The organism is Virgibacillus indicus, from assembly GCF_002266285.1.
Taxonomy (GTDB): domain Bacteria; phylum Bacillota; class Bacilli; order Bacillales; family Amphibacillaceae; genus Virgibacillus_K; species Virgibacillus_K indicus.
In genome coordinates this window covers 15,473-41,876 of the sequence record NZ_NPMS01000010.1, presented here as the reverse complement: position 1 = coordinate 41,876, position 26,404 = coordinate 15,473, and the positions used below count along the sequence as shown (strand labels likewise).

Here is a 26,404-nt window from a genome sequence, read left to right as displayed (position 1 = left end):
AGTCTTTTTATTTATACTAGAGTATTAAATTTCAACCTTTTATTCAGTGCATACATAATCGGCATTCCGATTGCCAATACTCCAAACTCACCAGCTGCAGTTGTCAGCCATGAAAGCATAAATGGCAGTTCCAAAGCCAGGTTCAATTCAAATGCGATGATAAACATATTGAATGAAAAGACGAGTGTTGTAGCAACAAGCAGAACCCAGGTATTTTTAATAAATCGTGCAAGAAAGATAATAATAAGTAATGATATGGCTGAATGGGCTACTCCAAATATAAGATCATAGAGACCCAAAGGTGAAAAAATATTCGTTATAAATACTCCCAGAATAATTCCATAAAAGTATCTTTTGTTGAATACAATCAGATGATTAAACATCTCTGGAATACGAAACTGGATACTTGAAAATGCCAGAGGTTCAACAGCCATTGAAACAGCAATGTAGAGGGCTGCTATCAAGCCATTGGCTACCAGCGTTTTAATATTTATCATGTAAATCTCTCCCTAGTTTTTTTGCGTGGGATGGTCACGAACCACGTGCTGCCTGTTAGTATTCAGGTGCCAATTACATTATAAAGGTTTCTCGCGTGAAATCAATACTCTTTTCCCAGTACTGAATGCCCCGTCTGATTCAGGCCGAAAATACAGATGAGACTGAACAAACCTTGGTTCAGACCGAACGAAACGTGAAGGAGACCGGACAAACTATAGTTTAAACCGAATGAATGGAGAAGTGTATTGACAAGTAAAGTAAGTGCAATTATAATTAGTTACATAAAGTAAGTTAGTTTAAATTTGTAATAAAATAAATTCAATTGAGGAGAACTATTTATGGAAAAGAAATTTTTTGAAAAACCAACCGTATATGTTGGGGAAGTTAATATAAATGTAACAGATCTGAAAAAAGCTCTTACCTTTTATCAAAATATAATTGGCTTTAAAGTGCTGGAGAAAACGGAAGAAAGCGCAGTGTTAACCGCAGATGGTAAAACACCTTTGCTAACGCTGGAGCAGCCTTCTGATGTATTGCCAAAAGAACAAAAGACAACAGGATTGTATCATTTTGCTATACTTTTGCCTTCTCGCAGTGATCTTTCTGCGTTTTTAAAACATATGATTCAGACAAGAACTCCTATTGGAGCAGCAGATCATTATGTCAGTGAGGCATTATATCTTTCTGACCCGGATGGAAATGGAATTGAGGTATACCATGACCGTCCTGCTTCTGAATGGTCATGGACGGATGGGCAGGTGGCAATGGCCACAGAACAGCTTGATGGAGATGATATTCTTGCTGAAAGTTCACAACAGTGGACCAGCCTTCCAGAAAATACAGTGATGGGACATATCCATTTGCATGTAGCCGATTTGAAAGATACGGAGGAATTTTATATAAATGGGCTTGGGTTTCAGGTGGTTACAAACTATCCTGGAGCACTCTTTACTTCAACAGGAGATTACCACCATCATATCGGATTAAATGTATGGAATGGTATTGGTGCCAAAGCCCCCGCTAAGAACAGTGCAGGACTAAATTGGTTTACGCTCATTTTCCCAGATGAGGAAAGCAGGGAAGCTGCAATTAGCCGTTTGCAGGAAGTTGGAGCGAAAGTTTATAAAGAGGGCAACAATGTAAGTACAGAGGATCCATCAGGAAATGTTATACAACTAAGAATTGGTTAATAAAGCAGCGGGGGAGCAATCCCTCGTTTTTCATTTTTTGAAACAATTACCTTTGCGAATTCGTACTATATTCATATCAAATTCATCACAGGAATGTTTCAGGGTAAAATAGGGTATGGATATGATATGTAATGCATCAAATTTAAAATAGAAAAGGGAAGTTTTATGGCATATATTTTACTGATTATTGGATTTGTATTATTAATAAAAGGGGCCGATTTCTTTGTTGACGGGTCATCTAATATTGCGAAACTGCTTCGTATACCCTCAATACTTATCGGGTTGACGATTGTTGCATTTGGTACCAGCTCTCCAGAGGCAACTGTAAGTATCATTGCCGCAATGGAAGGAAGTTCAGATGTTTCGCTTGGTAATATTGTTGGTAGCAATATTTTTAATCTAACTCTCGTCGTCGGGATTGCGGCATTTATATTTCCCTTAAAGGTTGAAAATGAAACGATAAGAAAAGAAATACCTTTTACATTGCTGGCAAGTGCAGTATTGCTCATTCTTATGGGGGATGTTGCGTTACAAGGAATCAGTGATAACCTGCTGACACGCAGTGATGGTTTGATTTTTCTATTGTTTTTAAGTATTTTTATGTATTATGTAATTGAAGTTGCTTTAAAAAGCCGGGGAAAGTCATCAGATGAAAAGATACCTGCAGATATTAAATGGGGAAAGAACATTTTAATTACATTACTGGGGCTTGCTGGAATTATTATCGGTGGGCAAATGGTCGTTACAAATGGAACGGAGATAGCCTATTCTCTTGGAATGAGTGAAACCCTGGTTGGGTTAACAATTATAGCAATTGGAACTTCGCTTCCGGAACTGGTTACATCCATTGCAGCGGCTTTGAAAAAAGAAAGTGAAATTGCACTCGGTAATATCGTCGGGAGTAACATATTCAACATTTTATTTGTACTTGGTGCATCGTCTCTGATTACTCCATTGGCAGTGAACGGAAAAGTGTTTATTGATGTTATTATTATGATCCTGCTGACAGTGCTGCTGCTGGTCTTCTCGAGAACCAATTTCAAGATTGGAAAAAGAGAAGGAATGACGCTCGCGATTGTTTATATTGTTTACCTTGTTTATATTATTTTGCGGAACTAATAAATACCCTATAGAACAGGCCTCTGTCTTTTCGACCTAAAAAACCGTTTTGTACACTGGTGTGCAAAACGGTTATTCGCATGATGGTTATTTGTTTTTATACCATTGTCCAGCTGCCTGAACTTCCTCAAGCGTCAGCTGGTGGCCTCTATTTTCCCAGTGTAATTCAACATTGGCACTTGCGTTTTCAAGTAAGGATTTTAGATCTTCGGATTCCTGAGCCGGACAGATTGGATCATTTGTACCTGCAGCAATAAATACATCTTTTCCAGTAAGATCAGGAAGGTCAACTCCTCTTCTTGGAACCATTGGATGATGGAGAATAGCTCCTTTTAAGGCGTCCTGATAATGGAATAACAGGCTTGCGGCAATGTTCGCCCCATTTGAGTAGCCAACTGCCACCACATTGTTCCGGTCAAATTCATACTTCTCGGAGGCTTCATCAAGAAATTCATTCAATTCTTTCGTACGGAATATTAAATCTTCCTCATCAAATACTCCTTCCGCCAATCTGCGGAAAAAGCGCGGCATGCCATTCTCTGAAACATTTCCTCTTACACTTAAAATGTTTGCATCTGCATCAATTAATTCTGCAAGCGGCAGAAGGTCCTGTTCCGTTCCTCCAGTACCATGCAATAGTAATAGTGTTGGATTTGATGGGCTCTTTCCTTTTTGGAAAATATGTTTCATTAGTTATTATCCCCTTTATTATTTTCTTCTTTCTTTCCAACCTGTTTTAATACATTAATGACTGTTTCCTTATCTTCTGTACTGATATCTTCAAAAATGTGCTCGATTACTTTTTGGTGTTTAGGGAAAATCTCATCCATAAGCTGTTTTCCCTTCTCGGTTATCTCAATGTAAACTACGCGCCGGTCTTCTTTGCAATTGATTCGTTCAAGCAAATCTTTATTTTCCAGTTTATCGATTACATAAGTTATTGACCCAGTATTAATAAGGACTGCTTCAGAAATCTGCCGGATTGTTTGTCTTCCTTTATGATATAATGCTTCTAAAATAGCAAAATCTGAAGTTTTCATTCCAAAGCTGTTAATATCTTTCTTGATTTTATCCTCCACTGATTTAGCTGACTTCATTAATACAACAAATGCTTTTAAAGATAAATTATCACTCATTTTCAAACCCCCTTGAACTCATATAAATAAATTACTTTAAATTAAAGTATTTTGAATTAAATATAATGATAGAACAAAAATTTTCAAATGTCAAATGAAGAACTTGTATAAAGACTGAGTAAATTAAATTAAGCTGTTCCAAAATGAAGCCCAGCTACTTTTGGAACAGCTTTTTAGCTATTATTTGTTTCAGTATCGAGTTTCAACATCTGCATTTGCTTATTAAACAATGTTGGGTAGGATAAAAATCCGAGCATAATACTAGTGACTGCAGCTGTTGTTAATAGCAGGAATAATATAAGCAATTGAAATTGAACAGCCTGAACCGGATCAGCACCTGCGATAATCTGACCGCTCATCATTCCAGGAAGCTGGACAAGCCCGATGGTTTTCTGGCTTTCGATGGTGGGGATCATGCTCGCTTTTATGGAGGCCATTAATGATAGATGAATGGCCTGCTTTGGTGTACCTCCAAGTGAGAGAATTAATTCAGTTTCATTCTGTCTTGTTTCAATCTCTGATGTAAAACGGTTAAGAAAGAGAATGGAAAGCACCATTGAATTTCCAACCACCATACCACTGATTGGAATAATGTATTGAGCTGTCGGCGGGGTAATCTGGAAACCAAGAAGGATAGCCTGTGTCAATACCTCAACAAAAACAAAAGTTCCTATCAGCTTCCAAGTAATACCCTTAATTGCGGCACCTTTCTTTTGAGCATTTTGCGTGGCAGCTGCAATCATAAGAATGACCATTAATGTTATATATATGAAATTCTCCGCATCAAATACGAATGTAAGAACATATCCAACTGCAAGCAGCTGGATGATCGAGCGTACTGTTGCGATAATCGTGTCTTTTTCCAATCCCAGTTTTAATGTTTTGGACAGGAAGATAGGAATTAATACAAAAATAAGAGCTAACGATAACGTAAGATAACTCATTCAGTATCCCCCTTAACAAAATGCTTTACCTTGTCATTTTGAGGGTGACTGAGAAGACTGCTCTCACCGGACTCAACTAGTTCTCCATTCATCATAACCCAGGTGTATTCACCAATAGATAATGCCTGTTGCAGATTATGGGTAATCCAGATAATCGTAACCTGGTAGTTATTATTAATTTTTTTAATCAGTGTTTCAATCTCTTCCTGGGAAACCCTGTCGAGTGAAGATGTAATTTCATCAAGTAATAATATTTTTGGTTTGTTTACCAATGTTCTGGCAATGGAAACTTTTTGCCGCTGCCCGCCAGACAAATCTTTTACATTTCGATGCAGAAAATCTGTGTCAAGACCTACATCTTTTAATAGATCCTTTGCAGCGGCTTCAGAAAACTCCTCACCTTGCAGAGTTAATGGCATGGAGAGGTTTTTATACACACTGCCACTGAGCATTGTTGCACTTTGAAGAGCCAGTCCTGCCATTCTTCTCAATTCAGTCGGCTCATAGCTATTGATATTTTTCCCATTAATTAAAATCTCACCTGAATCAGGAGAAATCAGTCCATTGCATAGCCGGAATAATGTAGTCTTTCCAGCACCTGAGGGACCGACCAATGTTGTGATTTTACCTTTGGGAAAAGTACCGGTGACATTTTTTATAATTTGCAATTCTCCATCAGAATAGGAAACCTGCTTGAATTGCACAGCTGTGTCGTTGAGTGTATTCATTTCCTTGTATTCCTTTCTTATCAATGGAGTTTTTATCTAAAAATGAGGTCTTATTAGATTCTACCAAAATCTCCATTATTATGACATGGATTAACAATGAGCAGAAGGTCAGTTTATAATTCTTCAATCTCTTTTTTTCTTTTTAGCAGGCTTTGAAATTCCGCTTCCAGTGTTTCCGATGGTTCGATGCTCAGCTTGCTTAAAACTTCAGAGATTCTTGTTTCAACTACAAGCAATTCCTGTTCTGTTGAATCGGTTTCCTGTTTTGGAATATATTGTTTAAACGCTTCATAGGTTCCATCAAACAAGGTGAGCTGCTTATCTTTGATTTCCAAAATCCGATCAGCAATAGCTTGGATAAATCTGCGGTCATGGGAAACAAGCAATATCGTACCTTCATAATCAGCAAGAAGCTTCTCCAATGCTTCGACTGCTTCAATATCCAGGAAATTCGTTGGTTCATCCAAAATAAGTGTGTTCATATCACTGACAAATAACTTTGCAAAGGCGACCTTAACACGTTCACCGCCACTGAGTACATCAACTTTTTTATAAACATCATCCCTAAGAAAATGGAGTCTCGCCAGAACTATTCGAATTAAGGTTTCACTCTGACTGGATGTTGAACTGACATTTTCCAGAATAGATTGTTCCTTGTTTAATACATCGAGATTTTGGCTGAAATATCCTATCTTCATTGCTGGAGAGATGGAAATACCGGTGTCACAGTTAACTATTTTTTTCAGAAGGGTAGTTTTGCCGCTGCCGTTATTCCCCAAAATAGCAAGTTTATCGCCACCTTTTATATGAAAACTTGCTTTGTTCCATAGGATGCGATCTCCTGCCATTCCTATAATGTCTTCTGCTCTTAAAACAATTCTGCTTTTAAATGCCTCTTCGTTTGGCAAGTTCATTTTAATCGGAGCAGTTTCCTTTACCTTCTCTACTTCTTCAAGTTTTTCTATGCGTGTTTCGATCGCCTTGCCAGCTTTTCGGAGCTTCTTTTGTTTGTTTGCAAAATAGGGCTTCGCTCCGGTTATCTTAGCTTCTGAGGAGCTTACATTTTTTGGCTTTTTTGTTGCCCGCTGTGCTTTCTGCTCCTTTAATTCCAATGCGCTTTCCAGTTGTTTTTTCTTCTTTATATATTGATCATAAGCATTTTCCTGCTGCTTGATTTCAAGTTCCTTTTGCGACACATAATCAGAATAGTTGCCTTTGTATTCCCTTAACTTGCCTTCATGAAGCTCCCAGATAGTTTTGCATTGCGAATCAAGAAATGCACGGTCATGGGAGACGATGACTATAGCACCTTGTCGCCGTAAAAGCTGTTTTTCAAGCTTTTCAATGTGTGCTGTATCGAGATTCGTTGTTGGCTCATCTGCAAATAATATATCAGCTTTCGTGGCGAGGGAACGGTTGATGTAGGTTTGTGTAACCTCACCCCCGCTTTTGGTTGTGTTTGTATTTTTTAGCTGTGGAAGCAGTTCAAGTGTGGCATCTGATTTTATTGTTCCATCACCTGGCTGTTTCTTCCCAGCAAGTATTTCTAATAATGTTGTCTTCCCGCTGCCATTTACCCCAACTAATCCGATCCGGTCTTTCTCCTGGATTTGCAGCTTTTCCACATCGATTAAAAGGCGGTCCTTCACATATACTTTTAAATGGCTGGCTTCCAATAGAATCATTAATTTCATCCCCCTGTTTCATTTGAATTTTTGGAGACAAAAAAAGCCTCCTGTTCATTTTTCAGAATAGGAGACATAGTTAATGCAGGTTAGGAAAAGAGATTGCTCCCTTTAACCAAGACACAAAAAACTAAAGCCTATTCTGAAAAATCCAGTTAAATGCATGACGAAAAGGCAGATTAAATCTGCTGTTTGACATGCCTTCACTTGAATTTCTGAAAAAATAGGATTAGTATTTCATGTTCTCTTGGTTCACCCTTCCGTTTTTAGTTAGTGCAAGTATAAAGGAAAGTGTTTTAAATGTCCATAATGCAGAAATGAAAACTGGAATTATACCTTGATTATAGTATGGTAAAATGTCATTAGTAAATTGAAGTAGGTAATATTTAGAGGTGAATTTATGATCCTATGGATTAACGGAACCTTTGGGGCAGGCAAGACGACAGTGGCATACGAGTTACATAGAAGAATAAAACATTCATTTGTCTATGATCCTGAGAGATTTGGCTATGTATTAATGAAAAATGTGCCGCAGAGTATTTCAAAGGGTGACTTTCAGGATTATCCATTATGGCGTGAGGCGAATTATAAATTGCTAAAGCAGATTTCTGAGGAATATGATGGAATTATTATTGTACCAATGACACTGACAAATAAAGATTACTTTTATGAAATCATTAGTAAATTGACAAAGAATGGGATTGAAGTAAACCATTTTACCCTTTCAGCTTTCAAACAAACGATTGATCAACGTTTAAGAAGAAGGTTCGAAGGCATGAATTCATGGGCGTATCAGCAAATGGATGAACGCATGAAAAGCTTGGCAGACCCGATGTTTATGGAACATATCCAGACAGACAATATGTCAATAGATGAGGTAGTTGAGACTATCGCAGAATTAGCTTTGATTAAATTGCTGCCTGACAATCGATCGAAACTTAGAAAGTCAGTGGATCGTCTTCGAGTAACATTTAAGGAAATTAACATTTTTAAATGAAAGTATAACAATCATCTTTACAAGACATCATAATTTTTATATAGTATAGATACCTAATAATTCTAGGTAGGTGAAAAAATGTTTAATCGGGAGCTTGTAAAAGGGAGCACTTCACTGCTTGTACTGCAGTTATTAAATGAGCGTGACATGTATGGATATGAGCTGGTTAAGGAAATGGATCAGCGGAGTGACCACCACTTTCAAATGAAGGAAGGGACACTGTACCCAGCACTTCATAAACTTGAAAAACAGGAATATATCGAATTTTACTGGCAAAACCAAGAAAAGGGGCCAGCACGAAAATATTATCGTATAACAGATCAGGGAAAGAGTATTCTTGAGGAACGAACGAGTGAATGGCATCGATATGTTCAGGTGATGAACAATCTAATCGGGAGAAATGAATCATGACGGTTGGGGAACAACGATTTCTCAGGGAATTGGATAAGGAAATCGGTAAGCACCCTGATAAGGTAAATATTATGGCGGATTATGAGCTGCATGTTTATGAGCTTTTAAACGAAGCATCTGTGGACGAGGAAAATATATATACTGAATTGGTCAGCAGACTAGGATCACCTATAGAGATTGCTCAAATGTGGAAGCAGGAAAAGTCCATTACTCCAAGAAAAACACAATGGTTATTTGTAATAATCAACATTTGTCTGTTTCTCGGAGGAATTGTACTTACAGTCAGTTATAATATGTTCCAATGGGCATGGGTGGAATTATTATGGGAAGGTTTAACTGAGGCTACTTCCATAATCATAGTGGTGTATATCTTATTCTGGGGCCTTTTAGGGTATGAAATTGGGAAGGAATTTGGAGATGGCGGGTACAGACTGTTAAGGAAGACTTTTCTATTATCCATTATTCCGAATCTGATATTGATGTACTTAACGATCTTTAAGCTAATCCCTTTTGACTGGTTTCAGCCACTTCTAAGTGTTCCTTTTATTATAATCTGTATTATTGGAACAGGATTTTTATATCCCGTAAGCTGGCTAGGGTTTAAATGGGGCAGAAAAGCCTCTGTTTAATGGGGGCCTGAAAGTGAAGTTAATGAAAACAGCCCCTGTTTAAGTTGTTTTTTTATCTATATACATAGAATTTCTATGTATAAAGAATTCAGATATATAGGAGGGATAAAAAAGTGGAAATTAATATAAGTAAAAGTGATTGGATGTTTTTGCTGGTTTGTTTTGGTTTAGGGGTATTGGGAGAAGTAAGCTTTTTCCATGGCGAAATAGGATTGTCTTATATTGTTTTTATTGCAGTTTTTTATATTGTCCTGTTTCTTCGTTATCGGCTTGCTTTTCAGCATCGTAGAATTGGTTTATTGCTAATGATGGCAATATGGATATTGGCAGGTAGCTATGTGTTCTATGACAATGTTTTATTTTATCATTTGAATTTAATGATCATTCCAGTTCTGATTTATTTCCATATTGTGCTGATAACCAGTCCAAATCACATAAATTGGGCAACACCACGATTTATAAAAATAATGGCGATGAAACTGCAAGAGGGAAAAAATTATTGTGCAGCATTTTTCAATAAAGGTTTTAGGAAGTTCTTTAAAAATATGGATGAAGAAATGCTTCAAACGGTGAAGAGGGTCCTGAAGGGAGTGGTAATTGGTGCACCATTACTGTTTATAATTACAGGACTGCTTATGTCGTCAGATGCAGTTTTTCAGGATGTGATTTTACGTTTGCCGCAGTTCATTATAAACCTAAATTTTCTAGAGAGCTTTTGGCGGGTTGCAGTGGTAATCTTTCTTACACTTTTATTCTTCGGTATTTTCCAGGTTCTGCATGTGAAGTCAGAGCCTGAGGAGAGTTTCAGACCTGTAAAAAGGACAGTTGTTAGCTGGAATAGTATATCTGCCATCACAATTTTAATCATGCTGAATGCAGTTTACGTATTATTTGCAGCTATTCAGTTCCAATATTTCTTTGATGCAGGACTTCAGGAAGGTTATACATTTGCTGAATATGCAAGAAGGGGTTTCTTTGAGCTGATTGTTGTAACATTAATTAACTGGACTATTTTAACGGCATGTTTAAAATTTGTAAGGGAATCATCCAAAGCACTACATTGGATTTTGAAAATAATGTATTCTCTCTTAGTACTGGTGAGTGGTGTTATGCTTGCATCAGCATTTCAGCGATTAAGTATGTATGAAGCTGCTTACGGATATACCTTGGATCGTTTATTGGCACATGCATTTATGATTTTTCTTATTGTGATATTTGCATATACATTCATCAGGGTATGGATGGAGCGCTTATCATTACTGCATTTTTATATGATTGCGGGCCTATTATTTTATACAGCGATTAATGCAGTTAATATGGAACAAATGGTTGTTGATAAGAATCTGGAAAGGTATGAGCAGTCAGGAAAAATAGATATTTATTACATCAGTTCTCTTTCTTACACAGGTTTAAATGGATTGATTGAGCTGTATGAAGCAGACCCGAATTATCCAGAATTAAAAAGGATGCTGGATAACAAACAACAAAGATTAGAGAACCAGACTAAGAAATCCTGGCAAGCTTTTAATTTTACGGAACAAAAGGTAAAAGAAAGACTTAAGAATCTTGAATTTTGATAAATACAGAAAGGATGAAAGCTGATGAATATTCCGGAACATGTTGCAATCATGATGGATGGCAATGGACGGTGGGGGAAAAAGAAAGGTCTCACCAGAAGTCAAGGGCATTATGCGGGAGCGAAAGCAATGGAGAAAATTATTGATGCAAGCAGCGATATAGGTATCAACTATTTAACACTCTATGCGTTTTCCTCAGAGAATTGGAAAAGACCTAAGGATGAAGTGAATTACCTGATGCATTTGCCAGTGAAGTTTTTCAAGCAAAAGCTTCCAGAATTTATGAAGCGGAATATAAGAATACTTGTTTCAGGGAATGTTGCAGCTCTTCCGGAACCTACAAGAAATGCACTATCAAAAGCAGTTGAAAAAACGCAAGGAAATACCGGAATTACTGTTAATTTTGCATTCAACTATGGCGGCAGGGATGATATTCTGCAGGCTGTCCGTAAAATGATTATTCAGGTCAGGCGCAACCATATTGATCCTGATACTATGGATGAGGAAATGTTTCAGCATTTTTTATATACGAAAGACCTGCCGGATCCTGAATTGGTAATCCGTACTGGTGGGGAGAAAAGGGTGAGTAATTTTCTGTTATGGCAATCCTGCATGTCAGAACTTTACTTTACCGATGTATATTTCCCCGATTTTGATAAGGAGCACCTGATTGAAGCTGTTAAGGAGTTTTCGGGGCGGACTTCATTGCGGTTATAGTTTAAAGATATTTTTTAGATAAAAAAAGCAGCTTGGGATACAAGCTGCTTTTTCATTGTATTTCTGCGGATAGCATAGGAATTGGAGAAGGTGCAAAGTTATTGACTTTAGCAGTTTCTCTTTTATAATCTCTAAGTTTCCCCTTATACTCTAATTTGAAATTAGTTGCAGTTTGTAAATCCTGAGGCGTTATTAGTGACAGTGGCTTTTCAAAATGAACACTTTCCCCATGATTCAAAACGGTGGCAACAAATTGGGAGCAAAAGAAGGCATTTTCTCTTGTTAGCTGTTTATTAAACATAACTGCAAATAACCCAATCAGATTATAACGGTAGTTCTCCTTTTGAGCATCTAGTTTTCTAATGAATTGCTGCATTCGTTTAAGATCATCGTCACTTACAGTTAAACTGTAAACTGCACATGTTGCATTTTTAAATAAACCTTTTTTAATATCCTCTTTAACAAATCCACCGATAAACGGATTTCCTGGACTCTTTCTCCCAAAGCTGTAAACTTCCGTTAAATTTTCATCAAAAGCTATCGATGCATGGTTATATGGCTTCCTCGTATATAGTTTTATTGTTTTTGTAAATAGTGTACCTGTATCTGTTAAAAGTACATAAACCTTTTTTTCAGACATAATAAATCTCCCCTATTGTTTATCAAAATTTCCCTTAACCCCAATATATAATCGAAAATATAAGATACCATTAAGTGATTCTAAAGAAAACCTTAAGTTTACATTTAATAGTTATCTAGCTCGGTTACCTAATTTAATAATAAAGAAGTCTGGAAAATTAAATAAGCACCCAGAGAAATATTTAGAAATAGGGCTGGAGGCGTATTTCAATGTTTCTTCTTCAATGCGTTGACAAAAATATACACATGTAATATATTTATTACACATGATAAATTTTTATTTGTCAATGGAAGGAGTGAAGAAAAATGGGAGTGAAATTTATTAAGGTCTCTGTTGTTTATTTTTTAATAGGGGCCACTCTAGGGATATATATGGGAATGGCGGACCTGTTCCAGTTTACATCTGCCCATGCACACATTAACCTGCTGGGGTGGGCATCATTGGCTTTAACGGGATTGATTTATCATGTATTTCCTTTAGCTGGTGAGAATAAATTAGCAGCTGCACATTTTTGGCTGCACATGGTTGGTATACCGTTATTGACATTTTCAATGATATTGTTTGGCCTGGCAAAATTTGAAATTGCTGTTCCATTAAGTGCGGTTGGCGGGATTCTTGTTTTTATAGGTGTCGTACTTTTTGTCATTAATGTGATGAAAAACGTGAAACGAAGTGCAGCATGAATAATCAGTCGAACTTAACAGGGGATAAGCTCCTTGCGCTTTTTGAAGCATTAGCAAACCCGCACCGCTTGAAAATAATTTCTATATTGGCTGGTGACAGGAAATATGTCAGCCAGCTAGCCAGAGAAGCAGAGATGAGTCGCCCCTTACTATATATGCATCTGCAGAAAATGGAAAAGGCTGGGATTGTAAATAATGAAATGGAAGTCTCAGCTGACGGTAAGGCAATGAAATACTATGAAATGGTGGATTTTGATTTTCATATAAATCAGGATCTGATCATGGAAGCTGTAAAAACATTAACAATTAAAAAGAAAGAAGGTAAATAATTATGGATGCAGATACAATTTTTGGTTTGGCAGGAATGGTGTTTGTTATTTTAATTGCAGGGATTGCCGTTATGTTTGTGGTTCCCCTTGCTAAAGCAAAAATAAAAAGTGAAAATGAAGAAGCTTATCAGAAAATGGCTTCAGATGCTATTCAGGTACAAGAGAAATCAGGACAGCAACAGGAGAAACTGGCAGAAGAAATGGGAGAGGTAAAGCAGCGTCTGGCATCAATTGAGAAGATTTTGAAAGAAGTAGAATAGCAGGATTCAGATTATTTGCCGGGTATTGGCCTGCAGGAAATGGATAAGAGATAAAGTTCAGTTAATGGGACTTTATCTCTTTTTGAAATTTTAGTCTAAGAAGGAAAAGATATCATCAATGGAAAAAATAACATTAGGGAAGACAGTAGAAGTGAAAGTTTGATTTTCGCTGGAGTAGACGTCTTCAAGTTGATAGGAATCTCCATGTAATACATATTTTTCGATATTTCGATTTAGATAGTCAATAATCAAATATTCTTCTACACCAGCTTTTTCATAATAATGGCGTTTAAGCAGGCGGTCATTTCGGGCTGTACTAGGGGATAGTACTTCAACAACCAGATTTGGAGCCCCATAACAGCGTTTATTGCGGAGTTTGCTTTTATCGCAGACAATAGAAATATCCGGCAAAACCGTTACATCGTCTTTTCCTTTCTTCTCATCTTTAAATGGAAAGATAACTTGAATGTTGCTTCCAAATACTTGACATGAGTTCCCTTTGAGTCCACTACTGAACTCCCCAATTATATTAGCAATTACACCTTCATGCTCAAAGGATGCTGGTGACATGAAAACAGGAACACCTTCATACAGCTCTGCTCTTTCTTCCTCCTTCACGAGATCAAAAAATTCTTCCAGTGTGTAGTTTTTATTTTTATCCAGCTGGGTCATTACTATCCTCCTTTCTGAGAGTGCTCTTTATTAAGATTTTAGCGAGTATTACATGGGTTCGCAAGTATAATTGTGGGACTTATGAAAGAATATTACGAAAACACATAGAGACTTATCCAAAGGGAGATCCAATCATGTTAGAATAGAATGATAAAAGAAAAAGGAAGGTGATTTAAGTGGGAACATGTAACATCGACCATTCACATGAAGATGTTGTAACGAAGCTCAGGAGTCAGGAAGAATTTCTGCCGGGGGAATTAAGCCAAAAAATACATCACTTTCTGGAGAAGAATCATTCTCAGGAAAAATTAAATGAGGTTTTCCATCTACTGAAAAAATATGATCTTGCTGAAGAATCGGAGCAGGAAGACAGAAATAAAAAGTTTGTTGCGCTAATTGGTTAAAAGCAATGAAAAAGACTCCCATTTTAAAATGATGGGAGTCTCAAAATTGTACTACTTTTGTTTAGCAGCCTGTGTCATCTGATGCCAAATCGATCCTTCTGCTTTTTTGCCGCCTTCAATTCGTGCCAGAGCCATTTTTACTTGCATCCGAACTTCAAATTCGGGGTCATCCAGTGCCTGTTGCAATGCAGGTATCGCTGTCTCGTCTCCAACTTCGTGTAAAAACATCGCTCCACGCCAGCGCACAAGCCGGTTTTTATCTGACAACGTGCTGATCATTTCAGGAATAGCTTCCTTAAATCCAAGGTCTGATAAACAGTCACCAGCTGTACGCCTGACGTTAACTGCTTTGTCCTTCAAAGCTTTATATAGATATGGCAAAGTTTCCGGTTCTTCAATCATTCCTAAATAGGCAGTAGCAAGCCTGCGGACAGACGCCTTTTCATCATCCAATGCTTTATCCAAAACCGGGTAGTCCGCTTCAGTTGGGTCCATTCTATCTAAAGCGGCATAACGATCTTTCCAGTTAGGCTGATCAAGCATCTCAAGTGTAACTTTTTTTCCAGTTCGTTTTTCCTCTGCAGGTTCATTTGAAAAAGCAAGCTTTACCAGGTCAGCTAGACGCTCAGAATCATAGGTTGCTGATAGCTCATCAACAACATCCTGGCCAATTTCTTCTGCTTCTCCATAACGAGGACTTTGTTCTACCCATTTTCTCTCCATTAAATAATTATCGGTTGCACTTGATGCCTCCATTGCGGCATTCATAAATCGTTCTGGAAGTCCAAAGCGCTCTTCATTATCGCCATCCTGTAATTTAACCTGTGTCGGAATATTACGGAACATTTGAATGAGTACCTTAATTTCCCCAAAAGCTTCTTCTGGCTCAGCGGTTTTTTCTGTAGATTCTTCCGCACCCTCTTCAGAGGAACCCAAAACGTTCCTTACTTCAGGAAGGATTTCTTCCCAGGGAACCCTTGCATTACGTTCAAGTGCTATAAAATCTATTACACGATAAAGGCCTTTCACTCCACTAATCTTAAACAGTTCTTTAATATATTCAGGAGCATTATCCAGGTTATCATTAAGCTTATAATTTTCAGTTTTTTCATCAGCCAATTGCTCATCAACATTGATTTTCATTGAATATGGGCTTGGTGTCGGTTCGATAGATACAATCTTCATTTCAAATTCCCCCTTCGACGTTACTCTATACAGATGATGGTAACAAAGAAACTAAGAATTATCCATCGCAGCGTGCTAATGAAAACTTGGCTGGCTATCCAGTTTTCCTTACTAAATCCCTTTTTTCTTTAATCAAATTCACCTGTATAAATAAGAAGCAATAGAGTATTGTAAAAATAATATAGGTTATTCCAACGACGAAGCTTAATGTCCTTGGATCAAACACTTCTAGCAGAAATCCTGCTGCTCCCATTGAGATACCCAGTGCAGTATTGGATATCATTGCCGTCAAGCCAAAAAAAGTGCCATGCTTTGATTTTGGTACAATTTTCATAATAAGTGTGCTTAAGCAAATGTTGCTGATTCCCCCAACAAATGTGATGAATAAGACTGTAAGTAGAGCATAGGAGAAGGCTGGCACAATACTTAAAATCAAATGCCCCACACCTTCTAGAGTTATGAAAATAACAATAAGTGTAATCAACTTTCGCTTTAGCAGATTGGAAAAGAAAGAGCTAAGTACAAACCCCATTCCAAGAAAAGCATAAATAAAGCCGACTCCTAAATCTCCTTTTTGAAAAACATCCAGCGCATATACACTCATTAGTACATTATCAATACCGTTAGCCAGTGGCATGGTCAGCTCAATGATAAGAAATATAATTAATGCAGAGGATCCGAAAATCAGCTTCCATGAAGATGTTTTAAGCTGACCAGACTTATGATGTTTTCCATTCAATTTGCTGGAGGCCATTTCTGGCATCCGAATTTTCAACAAGAGCAATGCTGATATCAGAAAGCTAATCCCATCTAAAATAAAAGATACATGTAATCCAAACAGATATGAAATTACCCCACCGGAACTTGAACCTAAAACCAGAACGCCGCCAACCATAATTTGCTCAATCGCATTAACATACAGCAGTCGGTCCTGCTTCACAATAGCAGGTATCGATGACATCCTGGCCGGAGCGTACAATGCCTCTCCTGCAGCTAGACAAAATGCGCTTATAAATACGATCCATAAATGCTCTGGACCTTGAACGAAGAGAGGAGAGAGCGCAAATGGAATTCGCATCATATCAACAGCAATTAATACTTTCCTTTTTGAAAATCGGTCTGCCAGCATTCCCCCAATTGGTGCCAGCAATAAAAAAGGTGCCATGCGAATAGCAAAGAGTATTCCAATTGCGAAGCCTGAACCGGTGATTTGGTAGAGTAATGTTAGCGTAGCTACTTGTGTAAATCTGTTTCCAATTCCACTGACAGTACCTGCCCAGAACAGTTTTTGATAGTTCCTTTCTTGTTTCCATGCTTTCCAGTTATTCATGTTCATTCACCTAATTTCATGATTATCTAATTAGTTATGTGAAAAGAAAACCTTGGTTAAAATTATCAACCAAGGAACAATTACTAAATCAGCCACATTTCTTTGGGATTCAACTCATACTCACCGTTCTGTCTGTTCATAAAATGGCACATAATAAACTCACGGCGAATCGTTGCATAATCCTCATGAAACTGTTGAATGTGTTCATTTATTTCCTTTTCCTGATAGGTATGACCGATCTTTAACCCCTTAACGAGGTGTTCAAGAATAATAAGCTTTTTCTTCCGCTGTGCCGGAATATTTTTCAGCTTTCCATTCTCATCAAAGAAATTAGTAATGATTTTGTACTTCTCCTCATTCGAAACTATCAATGACTCCACCTTCTCACCCCCGATCTGCAAGATTGCTTTAGCCATAGATTCAAGCTTCTTCTCATTCAAGTGAAAATAAATGGTATTCTTATCCCTGCGCTGATAGATGACATCAATTTCCCTCAGTTTTGTAATGTGGTAAGAGATTGTAGGGGCTGTTAACCCTAACTTTCCCGCCAATGCCTGTCCGTGCAATGGCCCATCTTTTAATAAAGCGATAATTTTGATTCTTGTTTTATCCCCAATTGTTTTATGAAAATTAACAATCCGATCCAGCTGCATAAATTAACCTCCTGAAAAATATCTAATTAGATTATAATCTAATTAGATAAGTATCACAATAGCTAATTATACGAATGCTATTTCCCGGAATAGTTAAGTCATAAAAAAAATTTTGTCGAACAGGTAGTACTGTGTTATAGTTAAATTATCTTAATCGGAAATGGAGGTTTTCCTTGTGTTATATATCAGACTTCGAATCCAAGGATTGAACAAGTAATTGAATATGTTCAATGACTCTGCATGTGTTGCAGGGTAAACGGGATTAGTCTGTCCTTTACAAGGAAACCTTTTTATAAATGTAAAGTAAAAAAGAAGGGGAGAGGTCTACCTTCTTTTTTATTGTCCTAAAAACATAAGGCAAACAAATAAATTAGGGAACTTGCAGCTGACTTGGCGATACAATTATTTTTTCGTATAAATTTTCCCTATGGGAACATATCAGTTGTTAAGGACTGGACTATTTCCCGTTTACTAAAACACAGGCAGGGGTCTGTGTTTTTTTGATATGTAAAAATTGGAGGGAAATAGTTATGAGAAGAAAAGCTGTATTAGTTGGAGTAAATAGTAAAGGTAATCCTGAGGAATTCGAATATTCGATGTATGAACTGAAAAATCTTGCAGCCGCGTGTGGCATTATAGCTGTTGGTGAGATCACACAAAACCTGAACAGGGCAAATCAGGGCTATTATATTGGAACAGGTAAATTAGACGATTTAAAAATAATGATTGAGGAGAAGACTGCAGAGACAATTATTTGTGATGATGAGTTATCTCCATCACAAATTCGCAATTTGGAAGCGGAACTGGATTCGGAAGTAATAGATCGCACGATGCTGATACTAGAGATTTTTGCTAAACGTGCGAAAACGCGGGAGTCCAAATTGCAGGTAGAGGTAGCTCGGCTGAAATACATGCTTCCAAGATTAATAGGGAGCCGCGAGTCACTTGGTCGTCAAGGTGGCGGAGCTGGACTGAAAAACAGAGGTGCTGGTGAAACGAAACTAGAGTTGGACAGAAGAAAGATTGAAGAGAAAATTTCTCAATTAAGCAAAGAACTCGAGAGTTTAGTTAACCAGCGCAAGCTTCAGCGGAAAAAACGTGCGAAAAATGAAATTCCGGTTGTTTCGCTGGTAGGCTATACAAATGCAGGCAAATCAACCATGATGAATGCGGTGTTGGAATCATATAATCAGGGAAAAGATAAACATGTATTTGAAAAGAATATGCTGTTTGCAACATTGGAAACTTCAGTACGAAAGGTGAAGCTCGATACCAATCAAACCTTCCTGCTGACAGATACGGTAGGTTTTATCAATAAGCTGCCACATCACCTTGTAAAAGCATTCCGGTCGACATTGGAGGAAGTAACAGAAGCAGATCTTCTTATTCATGTTATTGATGTTTCAAATCCAAACCACGAAGACCAGCGCATGCTTACCAATGAAATACTGGCTGAAATTGGAGCAGACGATATCCCGGTAGTTTATGCTTACAACAAAGCAGATTTGACAGAGCTAAAATATCCGGCAGTTGACGAAAATACGATTTATTTATCGGCTGGCGAAAAGATTGGAGTAAATCAGCTTGCAAAAATCATCAGTGAACATATTTTCAGTGATTACATTCATTGCGAATTGCTGGTCCCTTATACAGATGGTGAGGTTGTCTCGTATTTTAACGAACATGCCAATGTATTGTTGGAGGACTATGAAGCAAATGGAACAAAATTAATTGTAGAATGTAAAATGGCAGACGCGGAAAAGTTTGCGCAATATGTTATCAAGACAAAAGAGGAGGCATGACCTATGGCATTATCAAGCGAACAAATTATCGAAAAGGCTAAAAGGCATGGCTTGGAAGTAGATCATAATTCACTGAAATATAACGAATCCGGACTTGATTTTCAGGTAGTGTTTGCAACTGATGTCACGGGCGAAAATTGGGTTCTGCGTTTTCCCAGACGTGAAGATGTTCTGCGGAGGGCTAAGAAGGAGAAGGATATTTTAGATTTAGTGGGTAATAAGATCCCGGTTCAAGCACCAGAGTGGACTATATTTTCTTCTGAAATAATTGCCTATAAGCTTTTAAAAGGTATTCCCGCAGGCACAATTGACCCTGAAGTAAAAGCATATGTATGGGGAATTGATGAGAAAAATGTCCCTGCAAGATTTCATGAAACACTGGGTAATGCAATGGCAGCACTGCATAGGATAGATCATGACGAGGCAAGGAAGGCAGGCCTGTCTGTGCTGCGTCCGGAAGATTTAAAGAGTTCGATGAGGGAGAGAATGGAAAAGGTTAAATCTGCTTTTGGTGTGAATGAGAAGCTCATGAACCGTTGGCAGGAATGGCTGGGAAATGACGAACTCTGGCCAAATCAGACTGCACTGATCCATGGTGACCTGCATGCCGGCCATATTCTAATCGATGAAAATGCTGGAGTTACAGGATTCATTGACTGGACTGAAGCTCGTGTAGATGATCCGGGACACGACTTTGTCACACATCTTGCAACTTTCGGAGAAGATGCTCTGAAGGAATTAATTCATGAATACGAAAAAGCTGGGGGATATGTTTGGCCGAAAATGTTCGAGCATATCAATGAGATTTCGGCAGCATTTCCTGTGGCAATTGCTGAGTTTGCCATGGTTTCTGGATTAAAGGAATATGAAGAAATGGCTAAGCAAATGCTTGGTGTTGAGAAGTAATAGAATTGCTGAAACCTGTTTTGACTAAATTCAAAGCAGGTTTTTCTTTATGTTTAAAGGAAATTAATTCATTTTCTAGAATAGTTATTGTAGAGAGATAGAATCAGGGGGAAGCATGATGAAAGAAAGGTTTTTATGGACGGGAATCGTTTTGGTTATCTTAAGCGGAATCGGCAACTATATTTATTTTCAGTCAAAGCAATTGGATGAGCCGATATTTATGGAACATTATTATAAACAGGATATAATGGAGCAGCAAATGGAGACACAGCTTACCTTTTACTATTTAACTAATAAACAAAATCCTTCTACGGTACAGTACGCTAATATAAATGGGATAGAAGTATACCCTTCACCATTTCGTAATGCTTCCTTTTGGGAAGCGGGTAAGCCGCAAATTTATTTTGAAAAGGAATTTACCCATCATTATATTGTTCCAGTCACTTTTGATATTCCAGTTGACCAAATTCCTTTGGATGAGAAAACTGGAGAATGGTCGTTTGGAAAAATGGAGATTGTCTTTTCAGATAACCAGAAATTAAATGCTGATATAGGAGAAGTTGAGATTGTAAAAGAAGAGCAAACGCCAAGTGGTCTTGCTCACATAACAGGAATTTCAAATAATCTTGGGGAAAGCAGCGATACATTAGAAGCTGAGAATACATTGACCGTTGAGGAATTCAGTATCCCTTTTGCAGCTCAGATAGAAGATGAAATGGCGATAAAGCTTACCTCGGGCAAAGCTGTATTAGAGGGACTGGAAGATACTGCGGCACAATTCAAAAGTTCGGAAAAACGATTTAATAAAAAATTTGATTCCAAATGGGATGAGTTTCCAGGAGTATATCTGCAAAACGAATTATTTCCATTTCAGCTCGAGCAGGATGAATACCTGGAAATATCCATGAAGTTTGTACAGAACCGCAGCAGGTATCTGGACTTTCCTATTACTATAAAAGGTACTTCAGGGAATGGAGAATCTTTTCATTCGAGAGTTCATGTAAAGAATTGGCCATCTGTCAGCCAAGAGAAAATCAATGAGATTATTGCTGAAAAGAAAGCAGGTGATTCCAAATGAGGAATTCATTCCGGAAAATATTTTTAGGCTTCCTGCTTGTATTGATAGATATTCATATTTTTATTGATATTTTGCCTAACCCTGTGGGATATTTTCTCATAGGGGCGGGAATTACTGAGCTGCCTGGGAAATTCGCAGCTGGAAATAAAGCCTATTCTATGGCAATCTTTCTCTGTTTGCTATCAATCCCGACTCTTTTCATTCCACAGCATACAATTGAAAATTTGTTGAGCATGTGGGGGATTTACTTTACCCTGCTGGTATTGCTGAAATTGATACTCACGTTTTATTTATTTCAGATCATGATGGAAATTGTTAAAGATAGAAACGAGATGAAACTGGAAAACAGAACAGCAAAGATATTTAAAGAATATATGATCGTTATGTTTGCCATTCAAATAGGAATACCATTTACGATGAATTTATCACGGAATATCCAGTCTGGCTATACAATGATAACGACAATAATTGCTTTAATCCTGGAAGTTATCTTTATGGTTCTGCTGCTCAGTTTCCGGGATGTAGATGATGAAGGGAAGGAATCGATTACTGTGTAAACAAAGAGCGTCCAGATCAGTATGGACGCTCTTTCATATCGGTTTATTTATTTACTTCCGTTGTACCGGCTTTATCCTTCTCAAATAAAACAAGCAATCCTGGCAGCAATACACCCCGGATCAGGAATGTATCCAGTAAAATTCCGACCGCCACAATAAAACCAAAGACAAATAAAAATTCAATTGGCTGTGTCATCAGTACCGCAAAGGTTGCGGCCAAAATAAGGCCTGCAGAGGAAATTACTCCACCTGTATTGGCAACAGCAATTTCAACTGCTTTTTTAACAGGATATTTTTGCCGTTCTTCCATAAACCGCGATATGAGAATGATGTTATAATCAATCCCGAGCGCGACAAGGAAAACAAATGAATACATTGGCACGCGGTTGCTTATATTTTCTATATCAAAAAACAAATTAGTTAAGAACATACCCAGTCCGAGTGCTGCAACATAAGAAACCAGAATTGTACCCATCATATAAATTGGCATTCTGAATGATTTTGTTAAGAAAATCAGCATTACAAAGATTAAAATTGTTTCTATTGTTATAACGACAGCAAGATCCCGCTCATTGACAGATCTGTCATCGATTGCTGTGGCTGTTTCTCCAGCAAAATACAGCTCTCCACTTAGATTATTATTCTCGGTAATTTGTCCTGAATCATTAATAATCGCTTCAAGCGCATCCATTGTTTCATTTGCATATGGGCTCATTTCAAATGTCATGCTGTAGGAAATAACCTTTTCATCCTCAGTCATTCCATCGATTCGAATATTGCTTACAAGCTCCTGTTCAGACAGGCTGCTCATTAATTCATTTCTTTGTTCTTCGCTGATTGATTCATCTGACTCATACAGGACAGTTGTTGGAGCTAAATCTCCAGCTTCAAATTTTTCCTCCAGAATGTCATAACCAACACGAGAAGGCATATCATCAGGGAAGGATTTCAGGTTATCAAATTCATAGCTTGTGTTAAGTACGTTGGTCGCAGATATTATAAGGAAAATACCAATAACAGCAACGGAAATGATAGGTTTTGCTGCTACAAAACGACCAACCCTGCTCCAAAAAGAACTGGTCTTAACATGTTGATCCCCGACACGTGGAATGATAGGCCAAAATGACTTTCTCCCAAAAATCGTAAATAGCGCAGGGACAAGTGTGACAGATGCAAGAATAACGACTGCCATTGTTGTACCGAAAATTGGAGCAAAATTCCGGGAATCTTCATATTCTGCAAAGAACAACACAAGCATCGCTGCCAAAACGGTTGCTCCTGAATAAAATACAGGAATACCTACATTTCTCATCGCAAATCGCATTGCACTGTGTTTATCTTCATGTATCTTCAATTCTTCCCGATATCTTGAAAAAACAAATAAAGAATAATCAATGACCGCAGCAAATAATAATATACTCATAATGGATAAAGACTGGTTGCTTAAAAGCAGACCTCCTTTACCTAGTAAACCCAGCAGCTGGTTTACAACACCGTAAACAAATGCAGCTGCAAATAACGGAATTAATGCAAGTGCAGGAGACCGGTATATGACAACAAGCAATACCAATATAATTCCTACAGTTGACAGAATAAGAACGAGGTCAGCTCTGGAAAATAGATCATTTGTATCTGCTGCAATTCCAGCTGGTCCTGTAACATATAAGGATAAGTCTGTTTGCTCTGCAATATTATAAATTTCATCCAGTGAATTCTGAATATCAGTAGTTTCAAAGGATGGATCAAAGTTTAATGGGACAATTGCAGTAGTACCATCCTCAGAGAAGAAACTTTCCGTTGCCTGTGGAGGCAATTCTCCCAAAGGAACAATTGATTCGATTCCTTCCACATTTTCTTCACTGATGCTTGAAACAATTTCAGTCAAATCGGTCAGTTCCAGCTCATTCTCTTCTGTTTGGAAAACTAAAATTGCTGGGATTCCTTCATTACTTTTAAAATATTCGTCAACCTTACTTTGTGCAACAACAGATTGCGCATCTTCCGGTATCGAATCCAAACTGGAAACTTCGTAATCCTTTGCACCTGGAGCAAATACTGATAATAACAAGGTTGCGGCAAGCCAGATGCTAACCGTAATCCACATTCCTTTTTTTGTGGTCACACAATCGGTAATAAAATTTAAGAGATTTTTCATTATGTAATTCCCTTCTAATTGAGAATGAAAATAATAATGACACTTATGTCACTTTACCATTATCATTCAAAGTAACATAAGTGTCAATTAATTTTCTGTGAACATTCCATGACGTATAACCTCTTTTATTGAAGCATTCCATTTTGCCGTTGGTACACCAAAATGGTTTGGTATATCAACTGTCTGGAAAATAAAACCTAAGATTAGGCTATCGGGAATGGTTTGTTTTAATCGATTTTCATTTCTTCCCAAATCAACAAAACCCTGTAAATATCGATACATGTCCTGATGAAGTGCTTTTATTTGTTCAATATTGGCGCTTACTTTGTTATTGATAGCCGGTATTTCAAAGGCTATGCCACGTATCTGATGAATTTCACTATCTTCCAGAATAATTTCCAATAAGTATTCAAACTGAGCCTGAAATCCTTCATATTCGTCTATTTTCTGTAATTCAATTAGAAATCTTTCCATTTCAAAAACCATATAATCCGTTATTAATTCCTCTTTGTTTTCAAAATACTTATATAAAGTACCTCTCGATACCTTTAGTCGTTCAGCAACTTTTCCAAAAGTAAAACCATCGTAACCATGGTTAAGAAGAGTATCCCTGGTTGTACTGTATAACAATTCTTTGGAGAATTTTCTTTCCCTTGCCATGTGCTCACCTCGGTTCTTATTATAATCTAAAATTACACCTAAACAAAGCTTGGAAATAACATAAAAGAGTATCAGCAGAAAACTATGCTAATACTCTTTTGATTAGTTTCTTTCAATATAAGTTTCACCGAGAATTTCCTTTTGAGTGTACTTTTCAGAAGGAAGTTTTCCTTGAATAAAGTCTTCCACTTCATTTTCCTGGAGGTCATACATTACCTCAATTTCTTTTGAAAACAGCAGATCATCTTTTTCCAGAAGTTTAGTGAGCTCAGGACGCGCTTTTGATTGTATTTCTTTTTCACCCATAACCTGTTTCAGTCCATTTGCATAGTCTTGCAATGAACGTGCACCCACAATTTTCACACCTTTATTCTCTTCATTTACCATGATGATTGTAGGGAATCCTCTTGCACCAAGCTGTCCTGCAAGTGCAAAGTCCTGATTTAACAGATCCTGCCCAGTTGAAAGATTTGCTTCCTTGATAACTTCCTTTCCATCAAGTCCGATCTGATTCACAAGCTCTGTTAATACCTGTTCATCCCCGATGTTTCTATTGAATGCAAAAACAGCTTCTCTTGCTTTCCGTAAAAATACAGGTGCAAGTTTTTCATCGTATTTTTGTACAACTTTAAAAACACGGGATGGTGGAAATGAGGATTGTACTGGGTCTTCATACCATAGTGAACCATCAATTGGCATACGTGAATGTTCGCCCACTTCTCTCCAATGACCAGCGACATCAGCAGGACCGCCAATTCCGTTTTGTACATCCGCGAATCCATCGCCCCATTTATCGAGCAAACCACCCATCACCGTTTTGAAGTTGAAATAATGACCGTATTGTTCAACAAAACGGCGAAGTACTGGTTCCAATGCCCAGCAATGTGAACAAATTGGATCGGTTACATAATAAAGATCAATCGTTTTTTTGGGGTTAAGATCAATCATCTCCATTGTCTCATCACCAGCCTCGCCGCATATTCCTGTTTCTGCATCGCAAACCATTTTATTCTTAATCATTAAATTTTTCCTTCTTAGCTGTAACAGCCTCATCTAAATAAACTTGCGCCCATTTTTGAATAGGCTTCAGTGCATTTGCAAGGGTTCTTCCTTTTTCTGTTAGTTCATATGAAATTGTTACAGGAGAACCACTGGTTATATTCTTTTCTATTAAGCCAAACTCAACAAGCTCGGATAGTTTTATGGAAAGTGCCCTTGATGTAATCCCGGTAAAATCCTTTTTTATTTCAGAAAAATGTGACGTACCATCCTCACAAAGTGATAGATAATGGATGATTTGTCCATTCCATTTTCTGCCTAATATTTGAAATGAAGCTTCAATATATGGACAAGTATTAATCACAATCACCTCCGGATATAATAAGTATATCATGTATAAAAAATATATCAAGTATAAATATTATTTTTAATTGCATTTTCACAGACATTGGCTGGGTGA

General features: G+C 37.6%; 30 protein-coding genes, 1 pseudogene and 1 riboswitch. Of the genes and pseudogenes, 15 read left to right on the top strand and 16 right to left on the bottom strand.

The window, feature by feature from the left end:
- Nucleotides 1–11: 11 nt before the first annotated feature.
- Nucleotides 12–494, bottom strand: a complete 483-nt coding sequence (locus tag CIL03_RS16565; protein WP_094887084.1) for a QueT transporter family protein — start codon at nucleotides 492–494, stop codon at nucleotides 12–14.
- Between the two features lie 9 nt (nucleotides 495–503).
- A riboswitch (PreQ1 riboswitch) is annotated at nucleotides 504–548 on the bottom strand.
- A 288-nt stretch (nucleotides 549–836) separates the two neighbouring features.
- Here CIL03_RS16565 and CIL03_RS16560 point away from each other — a divergent pair.
- Together CIL03_RS16560 and CIL03_RS16555 are read left to right on the top strand one after the other, a co-directional pair.
- Nucleotides 837–1,688, top strand: coding sequence for a VOC family protein (locus CIL03_RS16560; protein WP_094887002.1), 852 nt, complete (start codon nucleotides 837–839; stop codon nucleotides 1,686–1,688).
- A 165-nt stretch (nucleotides 1,689–1,853) separates the two neighbouring features.
- Nucleotides 1,854–2,807 carry a calcium/sodium antiporter gene (locus CIL03_RS16555; protein WP_094887001.1) on the top strand — a complete coding sequence of 318 codons (954 nt, stop codon included), beginning with the start codon at nucleotides 1,854–1,856 and terminating at the stop codon, nucleotides 2,805–2,807.
- Nucleotides 2,808–2,894: 87 nt separating this feature from the next.
- Here the strand turns inward: CIL03_RS16555 and CIL03_RS16550 are convergent, their stop codons facing one another.
- From CIL03_RS16550 to CIL03_RS16530, 5 genes are all read right to left on the bottom strand, one after another.
- Nucleotides 2,895–3,497 carry an alpha/beta hydrolase gene (locus CIL03_RS16550; RefSeq protein ID WP_094887000.1) on the bottom strand — a complete coding sequence of 201 codons (603 nt, stop codon included), beginning with the start codon at nucleotides 3,495–3,497 and terminating at the stop codon, nucleotides 2,895–2,897.
- Nucleotides 3,497–3,943 (bottom strand): MarR family winged helix-turn-helix transcriptional regulator, encoded by a 447-nt coding sequence (locus CIL03_RS16545; protein ID WP_094886999.1) that lies wholly within the window; start codon nucleotides 3,941–3,943, stop codon nucleotides 3,497–3,499. The genes CIL03_RS16550 and CIL03_RS16545 overlap by 1 nt, the downstream gene beginning before the upstream one ends.
- A gap of 173 nt (nucleotides 3,944–4,116) precedes the next feature.
- Entirely contained in the window at nucleotides 4,117–4,887 is a 771-nt protein-coding gene (locus CIL03_RS16540; protein WP_094886998.1) for an ABC transporter permease, read from the bottom strand.
- Entirely contained in the window at nucleotides 4,884–5,615 is a 732-nt protein-coding gene (locus tag CIL03_RS16535) for an ABC transporter ATP-binding protein (RefSeq protein WP_094886997.1), read from the bottom strand. Before CIL03_RS16535 ends, CIL03_RS16540 begins: the two co-directional genes overlap by 4 nt.
- A 113-nt stretch (nucleotides 5,616–5,728) precedes the next feature.
- Nucleotides 5,729–7,300, bottom strand: a complete 1,572-nt coding sequence (locus CIL03_RS16530) for a Vga family ABC-F type ribosomal protection protein (protein WP_094886996.1) — start codon at nucleotides 7,298–7,300, stop codon at nucleotides 5,729–5,731.
- Nucleotides 7,301–7,700: 400 nt separating this feature from the next.
- Here CIL03_RS16530 and CIL03_RS16525 point away from each other — a divergent pair, with 400 nt between their 5' ends.
- From CIL03_RS16525 to CIL03_RS16505, 5 genes are all read left to right on the top strand, one after another.
- A complete protein-coding gene (locus tag CIL03_RS16525; protein ID WP_094886995.1) occupies nucleotides 7,701–8,297 on the top strand; it encodes a tunicamycin resistance protein in 597 nt (198 codons plus the stop codon).
- Nucleotides 8,298–8,375: 78 nt separating this feature from the next.
- A complete protein-coding gene (locus CIL03_RS16520) occupies nucleotides 8,376–8,708 on the top strand; it encodes a PadR family transcriptional regulator (protein ID WP_094886994.1) in 333 nt (110 codons plus the stop codon).
- Complete coding sequence (locus tag CIL03_RS16515) at nucleotides 8,705–9,337, top strand: HAAS signaling domain-containing protein (protein WP_094886993.1); 633 nt, start codon at nucleotides 8,705–8,707, stop codon at nucleotides 9,335–9,337. Before CIL03_RS16520 ends, CIL03_RS16515 begins: the two co-directional genes overlap by 4 nt.
- 113 nt (nucleotides 9,338–9,450) lie before the next feature.
- The gene (locus CIL03_RS16510; RefSeq protein WP_094886992.1) at nucleotides 9,451–10,914 is read left to right on the top strand and encodes a DUF4153 domain-containing protein; all 1,464 of its coding nucleotides are present in this window, start codon (nucleotides 9,451–9,453) and stop codon (nucleotides 10,912–10,914) included.
- 24 nt (nucleotides 10,915–10,938) lie between these two features.
- The gene (locus tag CIL03_RS16505; protein WP_094886991.1) at nucleotides 10,939–11,631 is read left to right on the top strand and encodes an isoprenyl transferase; all 693 of its coding nucleotides are present in this window, start codon (nucleotides 10,939–10,941) and stop codon (nucleotides 11,629–11,631) included.
- A 52-nt stretch (nucleotides 11,632–11,683) separates the two neighbouring features.
- Here the strand turns inward: CIL03_RS16505 and CIL03_RS16500 are convergent, their stop codons facing one another.
- Nucleotides 11,684–12,271 (bottom strand): hypothetical protein, encoded by a 588-nt coding sequence (locus CIL03_RS16500; RefSeq protein ID WP_240508115.1) that lies wholly within the window; start codon nucleotides 12,269–12,271, stop codon nucleotides 11,684–11,686.
- 305 nt (nucleotides 12,272–12,576) lie between these two features.
- Between CIL03_RS16500 and CIL03_RS16495 the strand changes: the two genes are divergently transcribed.
- Genes CIL03_RS16495 through CIL03_RS16485 form a run of 3 tightly spaced genes read left to right on the top strand, consistent with a single transcriptional unit; the run spans nucleotide 12,577 to nucleotide 13,543 of the window.
- Nucleotides 12,577–12,954: a cytochrome-c oxidase gene (locus tag CIL03_RS16495; protein WP_094886990.1), complete on the top strand. Its 378-nt coding sequence runs from the start codon at nucleotides 12,577–12,579 to the stop codon at nucleotides 12,952–12,954.
- Nucleotides 12,951–13,283, top strand: a complete 333-nt coding sequence (locus CIL03_RS16490; RefSeq protein WP_094886989.1) for an ArsR/SmtB family transcription factor — start codon at nucleotides 12,951–12,953, stop codon at nucleotides 13,281–13,283. The genes CIL03_RS16495 and CIL03_RS16490 overlap by 4 nt, the downstream gene beginning before the upstream one ends.
- 2 nt (nucleotides 13,284–13,285) lie before the next feature.
- Nucleotides 13,286–13,543 carry a hypothetical protein gene (locus tag CIL03_RS16485; protein ID WP_094886988.1) on the top strand — a complete coding sequence of 86 codons (258 nt, stop codon included), beginning with the start codon at nucleotides 13,286–13,288 and terminating at the stop codon, nucleotides 13,541–13,543.
- Between the two features lie 90 nt (nucleotides 13,544–13,633).
- On the opposite strand, the gene CIL03_RS16480 is transcribed toward CIL03_RS16485, so the two are convergent.
- Nucleotides 13,634–14,215 (bottom strand): Uma2 family endonuclease, encoded by a 582-nt coding sequence (locus tag CIL03_RS16480; protein ID WP_094886987.1) that lies wholly within the window; start codon nucleotides 14,213–14,215, stop codon nucleotides 13,634–13,636.
- 176 nt (nucleotides 14,216–14,391) lie between these two features.
- Here CIL03_RS16480 and CIL03_RS16475 point away from each other — a divergent pair, with 176 nt between their 5' ends.
- Nucleotides 14,392–14,619: a group-specific protein gene (locus tag CIL03_RS16475; RefSeq protein WP_094886986.1), complete on the top strand. Its 228-nt coding sequence runs from the start codon at nucleotides 14,392–14,394 to the stop codon at nucleotides 14,617–14,619.
- A 51-nt stretch (nucleotides 14,620–14,670) separates the two neighbouring features.
- Here CIL03_RS16475 and CIL03_RS16470 read toward each other — a convergent pair whose 3' ends face one another.
- From CIL03_RS16470 to CIL03_RS16460, 3 genes are all read right to left on the bottom strand, one after another.
- A complete protein-coding gene (locus CIL03_RS16470) occupies nucleotides 14,671–15,804 on the bottom strand; it encodes a conserved virulence factor C family protein (protein ID WP_094886985.1) in 1,134 nt (377 codons plus the stop codon).
- A 94-nt stretch (nucleotides 15,805–15,898) separates the two neighbouring features.
- The gene (locus CIL03_RS16465; RefSeq protein ID WP_094886984.1) at nucleotides 15,899–17,134 is read right to left on the bottom strand and encodes an MFS transporter; all 1,236 of its coding nucleotides are present in this window, start codon (nucleotides 17,132–17,134) and stop codon (nucleotides 15,899–15,901) included.
- A gap of 83 nt (nucleotides 17,135–17,217) precedes the next feature.
- Complete coding sequence (locus tag CIL03_RS16460) at nucleotides 17,218–17,787, bottom strand: DUF2087 domain-containing protein (protein ID WP_094886983.1); 570 nt, start codon at nucleotides 17,785–17,787, stop codon at nucleotides 17,218–17,220.
- Between the two features lie 530 nt (nucleotides 17,788–18,317).
- Between CIL03_RS16460 and hflX the strand changes: the two genes are divergently transcribed.
- The 4 genes from hflX (at nucleotide 18,318) to CIL03_RS16440 (ending at nucleotide 22,130) form a co-directional block, all read left to right on the top strand.
- A complete protein-coding gene (hflX, locus tag CIL03_RS16455) occupies nucleotides 18,318–19,589 on the top strand; it encodes a GTPase HflX (RefSeq protein WP_094886982.1) in 1,272 nt (423 codons plus the stop codon).
- Nucleotides 19,590–19,592: 3 nt separating this feature from the next.
- Nucleotides 19,593–20,495 carry a macrolide 2'-phosphotransferase gene (locus CIL03_RS16450; RefSeq protein ID WP_094886981.1) on the top strand — a complete coding sequence of 301 codons (903 nt, stop codon included), beginning with the start codon at nucleotides 19,593–19,595 and terminating at the stop codon, nucleotides 20,493–20,495.
- A 118-nt stretch (nucleotides 20,496–20,613) separates the two neighbouring features.
- The gene (locus tag CIL03_RS16445) at nucleotides 20,614–21,573 is read left to right on the top strand and encodes a hypothetical protein (RefSeq protein ID WP_094886980.1); all 960 of its coding nucleotides are present in this window, start codon (nucleotides 20,614–20,616) and stop codon (nucleotides 21,571–21,573) included.
- Nucleotides 21,570–22,130: a hypothetical protein gene (locus tag CIL03_RS16440; protein WP_094886979.1), complete on the top strand. Its 561-nt coding sequence runs from the start codon at nucleotides 21,570–21,572 to the stop codon at nucleotides 22,128–22,130. Before CIL03_RS16445 ends, CIL03_RS16440 begins: the two co-directional genes overlap by 4 nt.
- Before the next feature lie 43 nt (nucleotides 22,131–22,173).
- Here the strand turns inward: CIL03_RS16440 and CIL03_RS20405 are convergent, their stop codons facing one another.
- The 5 genes and pseudogenes from CIL03_RS20405 to CIL03_RS16420 form a co-directional block, all read right to left on the bottom strand.
- Nucleotides 22,174–22,890 carry an MMPL family transporter gene (locus tag CIL03_RS20405; protein ID WP_420855425.1) on the bottom strand — a complete coding sequence of 239 codons (717 nt, stop codon included), beginning with the start codon at nucleotides 22,888–22,890 and terminating at the stop codon, nucleotides 22,174–22,176.
- A gap of 330 nt (nucleotides 22,891–23,220) precedes the next feature.
- A pseudogene (locus tag CIL03_RS20400) lies at nucleotides 23,221–24,234 on the bottom strand (MMPL family transporter); the annotation flags it as partial.
- A 138-nt stretch (nucleotides 24,235–24,372) separates the two neighbouring features.
- Nucleotides 24,373–24,945 carry a TetR/AcrR family transcriptional regulator gene (locus CIL03_RS16430; protein WP_094886977.1) on the bottom strand — a complete coding sequence of 191 codons (573 nt, stop codon included), beginning with the start codon at nucleotides 24,943–24,945 and terminating at the stop codon, nucleotides 24,373–24,375.
- Nucleotides 24,946–25,047: 102 nt separating this feature from the next.
- Nucleotides 25,048–25,965 carry a DsbA family protein gene (locus CIL03_RS16425; RefSeq protein WP_094886976.1) on the bottom strand — a complete coding sequence of 306 codons (918 nt, stop codon included), beginning with the start codon at nucleotides 25,963–25,965 and terminating at the stop codon, nucleotides 25,048–25,050.
- Nucleotides 25,958–26,305: a winged helix-turn-helix transcriptional regulator gene (locus CIL03_RS16420; protein WP_094887083.1), complete on the bottom strand. Its 348-nt coding sequence runs from the start codon at nucleotides 26,303–26,305 to the stop codon at nucleotides 25,958–25,960. Before CIL03_RS16420 ends, CIL03_RS16425 begins: the two co-directional genes overlap by 8 nt.
- Nucleotides 26,306–26,404: the final 99 nt, after the last annotated feature.

What these genes read in the sequence shown, in the direction of transcription:
- CIL03_RS16560 (WP_094887002.1), top strand. Translation starts at nt 837, where the DNA reads ATGGAAAAGAAATTTTTTGAAAAACCAACCGTATATGTTGGGGAAGTT.
- CIL03_RS16555 (WP_094887001.1), top strand. Translation starts at nt 1,854, where the DNA reads ATGGCATATATTTTACTGATTATTGGATTTGTATTATTAATAAAAGGG.
- CIL03_RS16550 (WP_094887000.1), bottom strand. Translation starts at nt 3,497, where the DNA reads ATGAAACATATTTTCCAAAAAGGAAAGAGCCCATCAAATCCAACACTA.
- CIL03_RS16545 (WP_094886999.1), bottom strand. Translation starts at nt 3,943, where the DNA reads ATGAGTGATAATTTATCTTTAAAAGCATTTGTTGTATTAATGAAGTCA.
- CIL03_RS16540 (WP_094886998.1), bottom strand. Translation starts at nt 4,887, where the DNA reads ATGAGTTATCTTACGTTATCGTTAGCTCTTATTTTTGTATTAATTCCT.
- CIL03_RS16535 (WP_094886997.1), bottom strand. Translation starts at nt 5,615, where the DNA reads ATGAATACACTCAACGACACAGCTGTGCAATTCAAGCAGGTTTCCTAT.
- CIL03_RS16530 (WP_094886996.1), bottom strand. Translation starts at nt 7,300, where the DNA reads ATGATTCTATTGGAAGCCAGCCATTTAAAAGTATATGTGAAGGACCGC.
- CIL03_RS16525 (WP_094886995.1), top strand. Translation starts at nt 7,701, where the DNA reads ATGATCCTATGGATTAACGGAACCTTTGGGGCAGGCAAGACGACAGTG.
- CIL03_RS16520 (WP_094886994.1), top strand. Translation starts at nt 8,376, where the DNA reads ATGTTTAATCGGGAGCTTGTAAAAGGGAGCACTTCACTGCTTGTACTG.
- CIL03_RS16515 (WP_094886993.1), top strand. Translation starts at nt 8,705, where the DNA reads ATGACGGTTGGGGAACAACGATTTCTCAGGGAATTGGATAAGGAAATC.
- CIL03_RS16505 (WP_094886991.1), top strand. Translation starts at nt 10,939, where the DNA reads ATGAATATTCCGGAACATGTTGCAATCATGATGGATGGCAATGGACGG.
- CIL03_RS16500 (WP_240508115.1), bottom strand. Translation starts at nt 12,271, where the DNA reads ATGTCTGAAAAAAAGGTTTATGTACTTTTAACAGATACAGGTACACTA.
- CIL03_RS16495 (WP_094886990.1), top strand. Translation starts at nt 12,577, where the DNA reads ATGGGAGTGAAATTTATTAAGGTCTCTGTTGTTTATTTTTTAATAGGG.
- CIL03_RS16490 (WP_094886989.1), top strand. Translation starts at nt 12,951, where the DNA reads ATGAATAATCAGTCGAACTTAACAGGGGATAAGCTCCTTGCGCTTTTT.
- CIL03_RS16485 (WP_094886988.1), top strand. Translation starts at nt 13,286, where the DNA reads ATGGATGCAGATACAATTTTTGGTTTGGCAGGAATGGTGTTTGTTATT.
- CIL03_RS16480 (WP_094886987.1), bottom strand. Translation starts at nt 14,215, where the DNA reads ATGACCCAGCTGGATAAAAATAAAAACTACACACTGGAAGAATTTTTT.
- CIL03_RS16470 (WP_094886985.1), bottom strand. Translation starts at nt 15,804, where the DNA reads ATGAAGATTGTATCTATCGAACCGACACCAAGCCCATATTCAATGAAA.
- CIL03_RS16465 (WP_094886984.1), bottom strand. Translation starts at nt 17,134, where the DNA reads ATGAATAACTGGAAAGCATGGAAACAAGAAAGGAACTATCAAAAACTG.
- CIL03_RS16460 (WP_094886983.1), bottom strand. Translation starts at nt 17,787, where the DNA reads ATGCAGCTGGATCGGATTGTTAATTTTCATAAAACAATTGGGGATAAA.
- hflX (WP_094886982.1), top strand. Translation starts at nt 18,318, where the DNA reads ATGAGAAGAAAAGCTGTATTAGTTGGAGTAAATAGTAAAGGTAATCCT.
- CIL03_RS16450 (WP_094886981.1), top strand. Translation starts at nt 19,593, where the DNA reads ATGGCATTATCAAGCGAACAAATTATCGAAAAGGCTAAAAGGCATGGC.
- CIL03_RS16445 (WP_094886980.1), top strand. Translation starts at nt 20,614, where the DNA reads ATGAAAGAAAGGTTTTTATGGACGGGAATCGTTTTGGTTATCTTAAGC.
- CIL03_RS16440 (WP_094886979.1), top strand. Translation starts at nt 21,570, where the DNA reads ATGAGGAATTCATTCCGGAAAATATTTTTAGGCTTCCTGCTTGTATTG.
- CIL03_RS20405 (WP_420855425.1), bottom strand. Translation starts at nt 22,890, where the DNA reads ATGACTGAGGATGAAAAGGTTATTTCCTACAGCATGACATTTGAAATG.
- CIL03_RS16430 (WP_094886977.1), bottom strand. Translation starts at nt 24,945, where the DNA reads ATGGCAAGGGAAAGAAAATTCTCCAAAGAATTGTTATACAGTACAACC.
- CIL03_RS16425 (WP_094886976.1), bottom strand. Translation starts at nt 25,965, where the DNA reads ATGATTAAGAATAAAATGGTTTGCGATGCAGAAACAGGAATATGCGGC.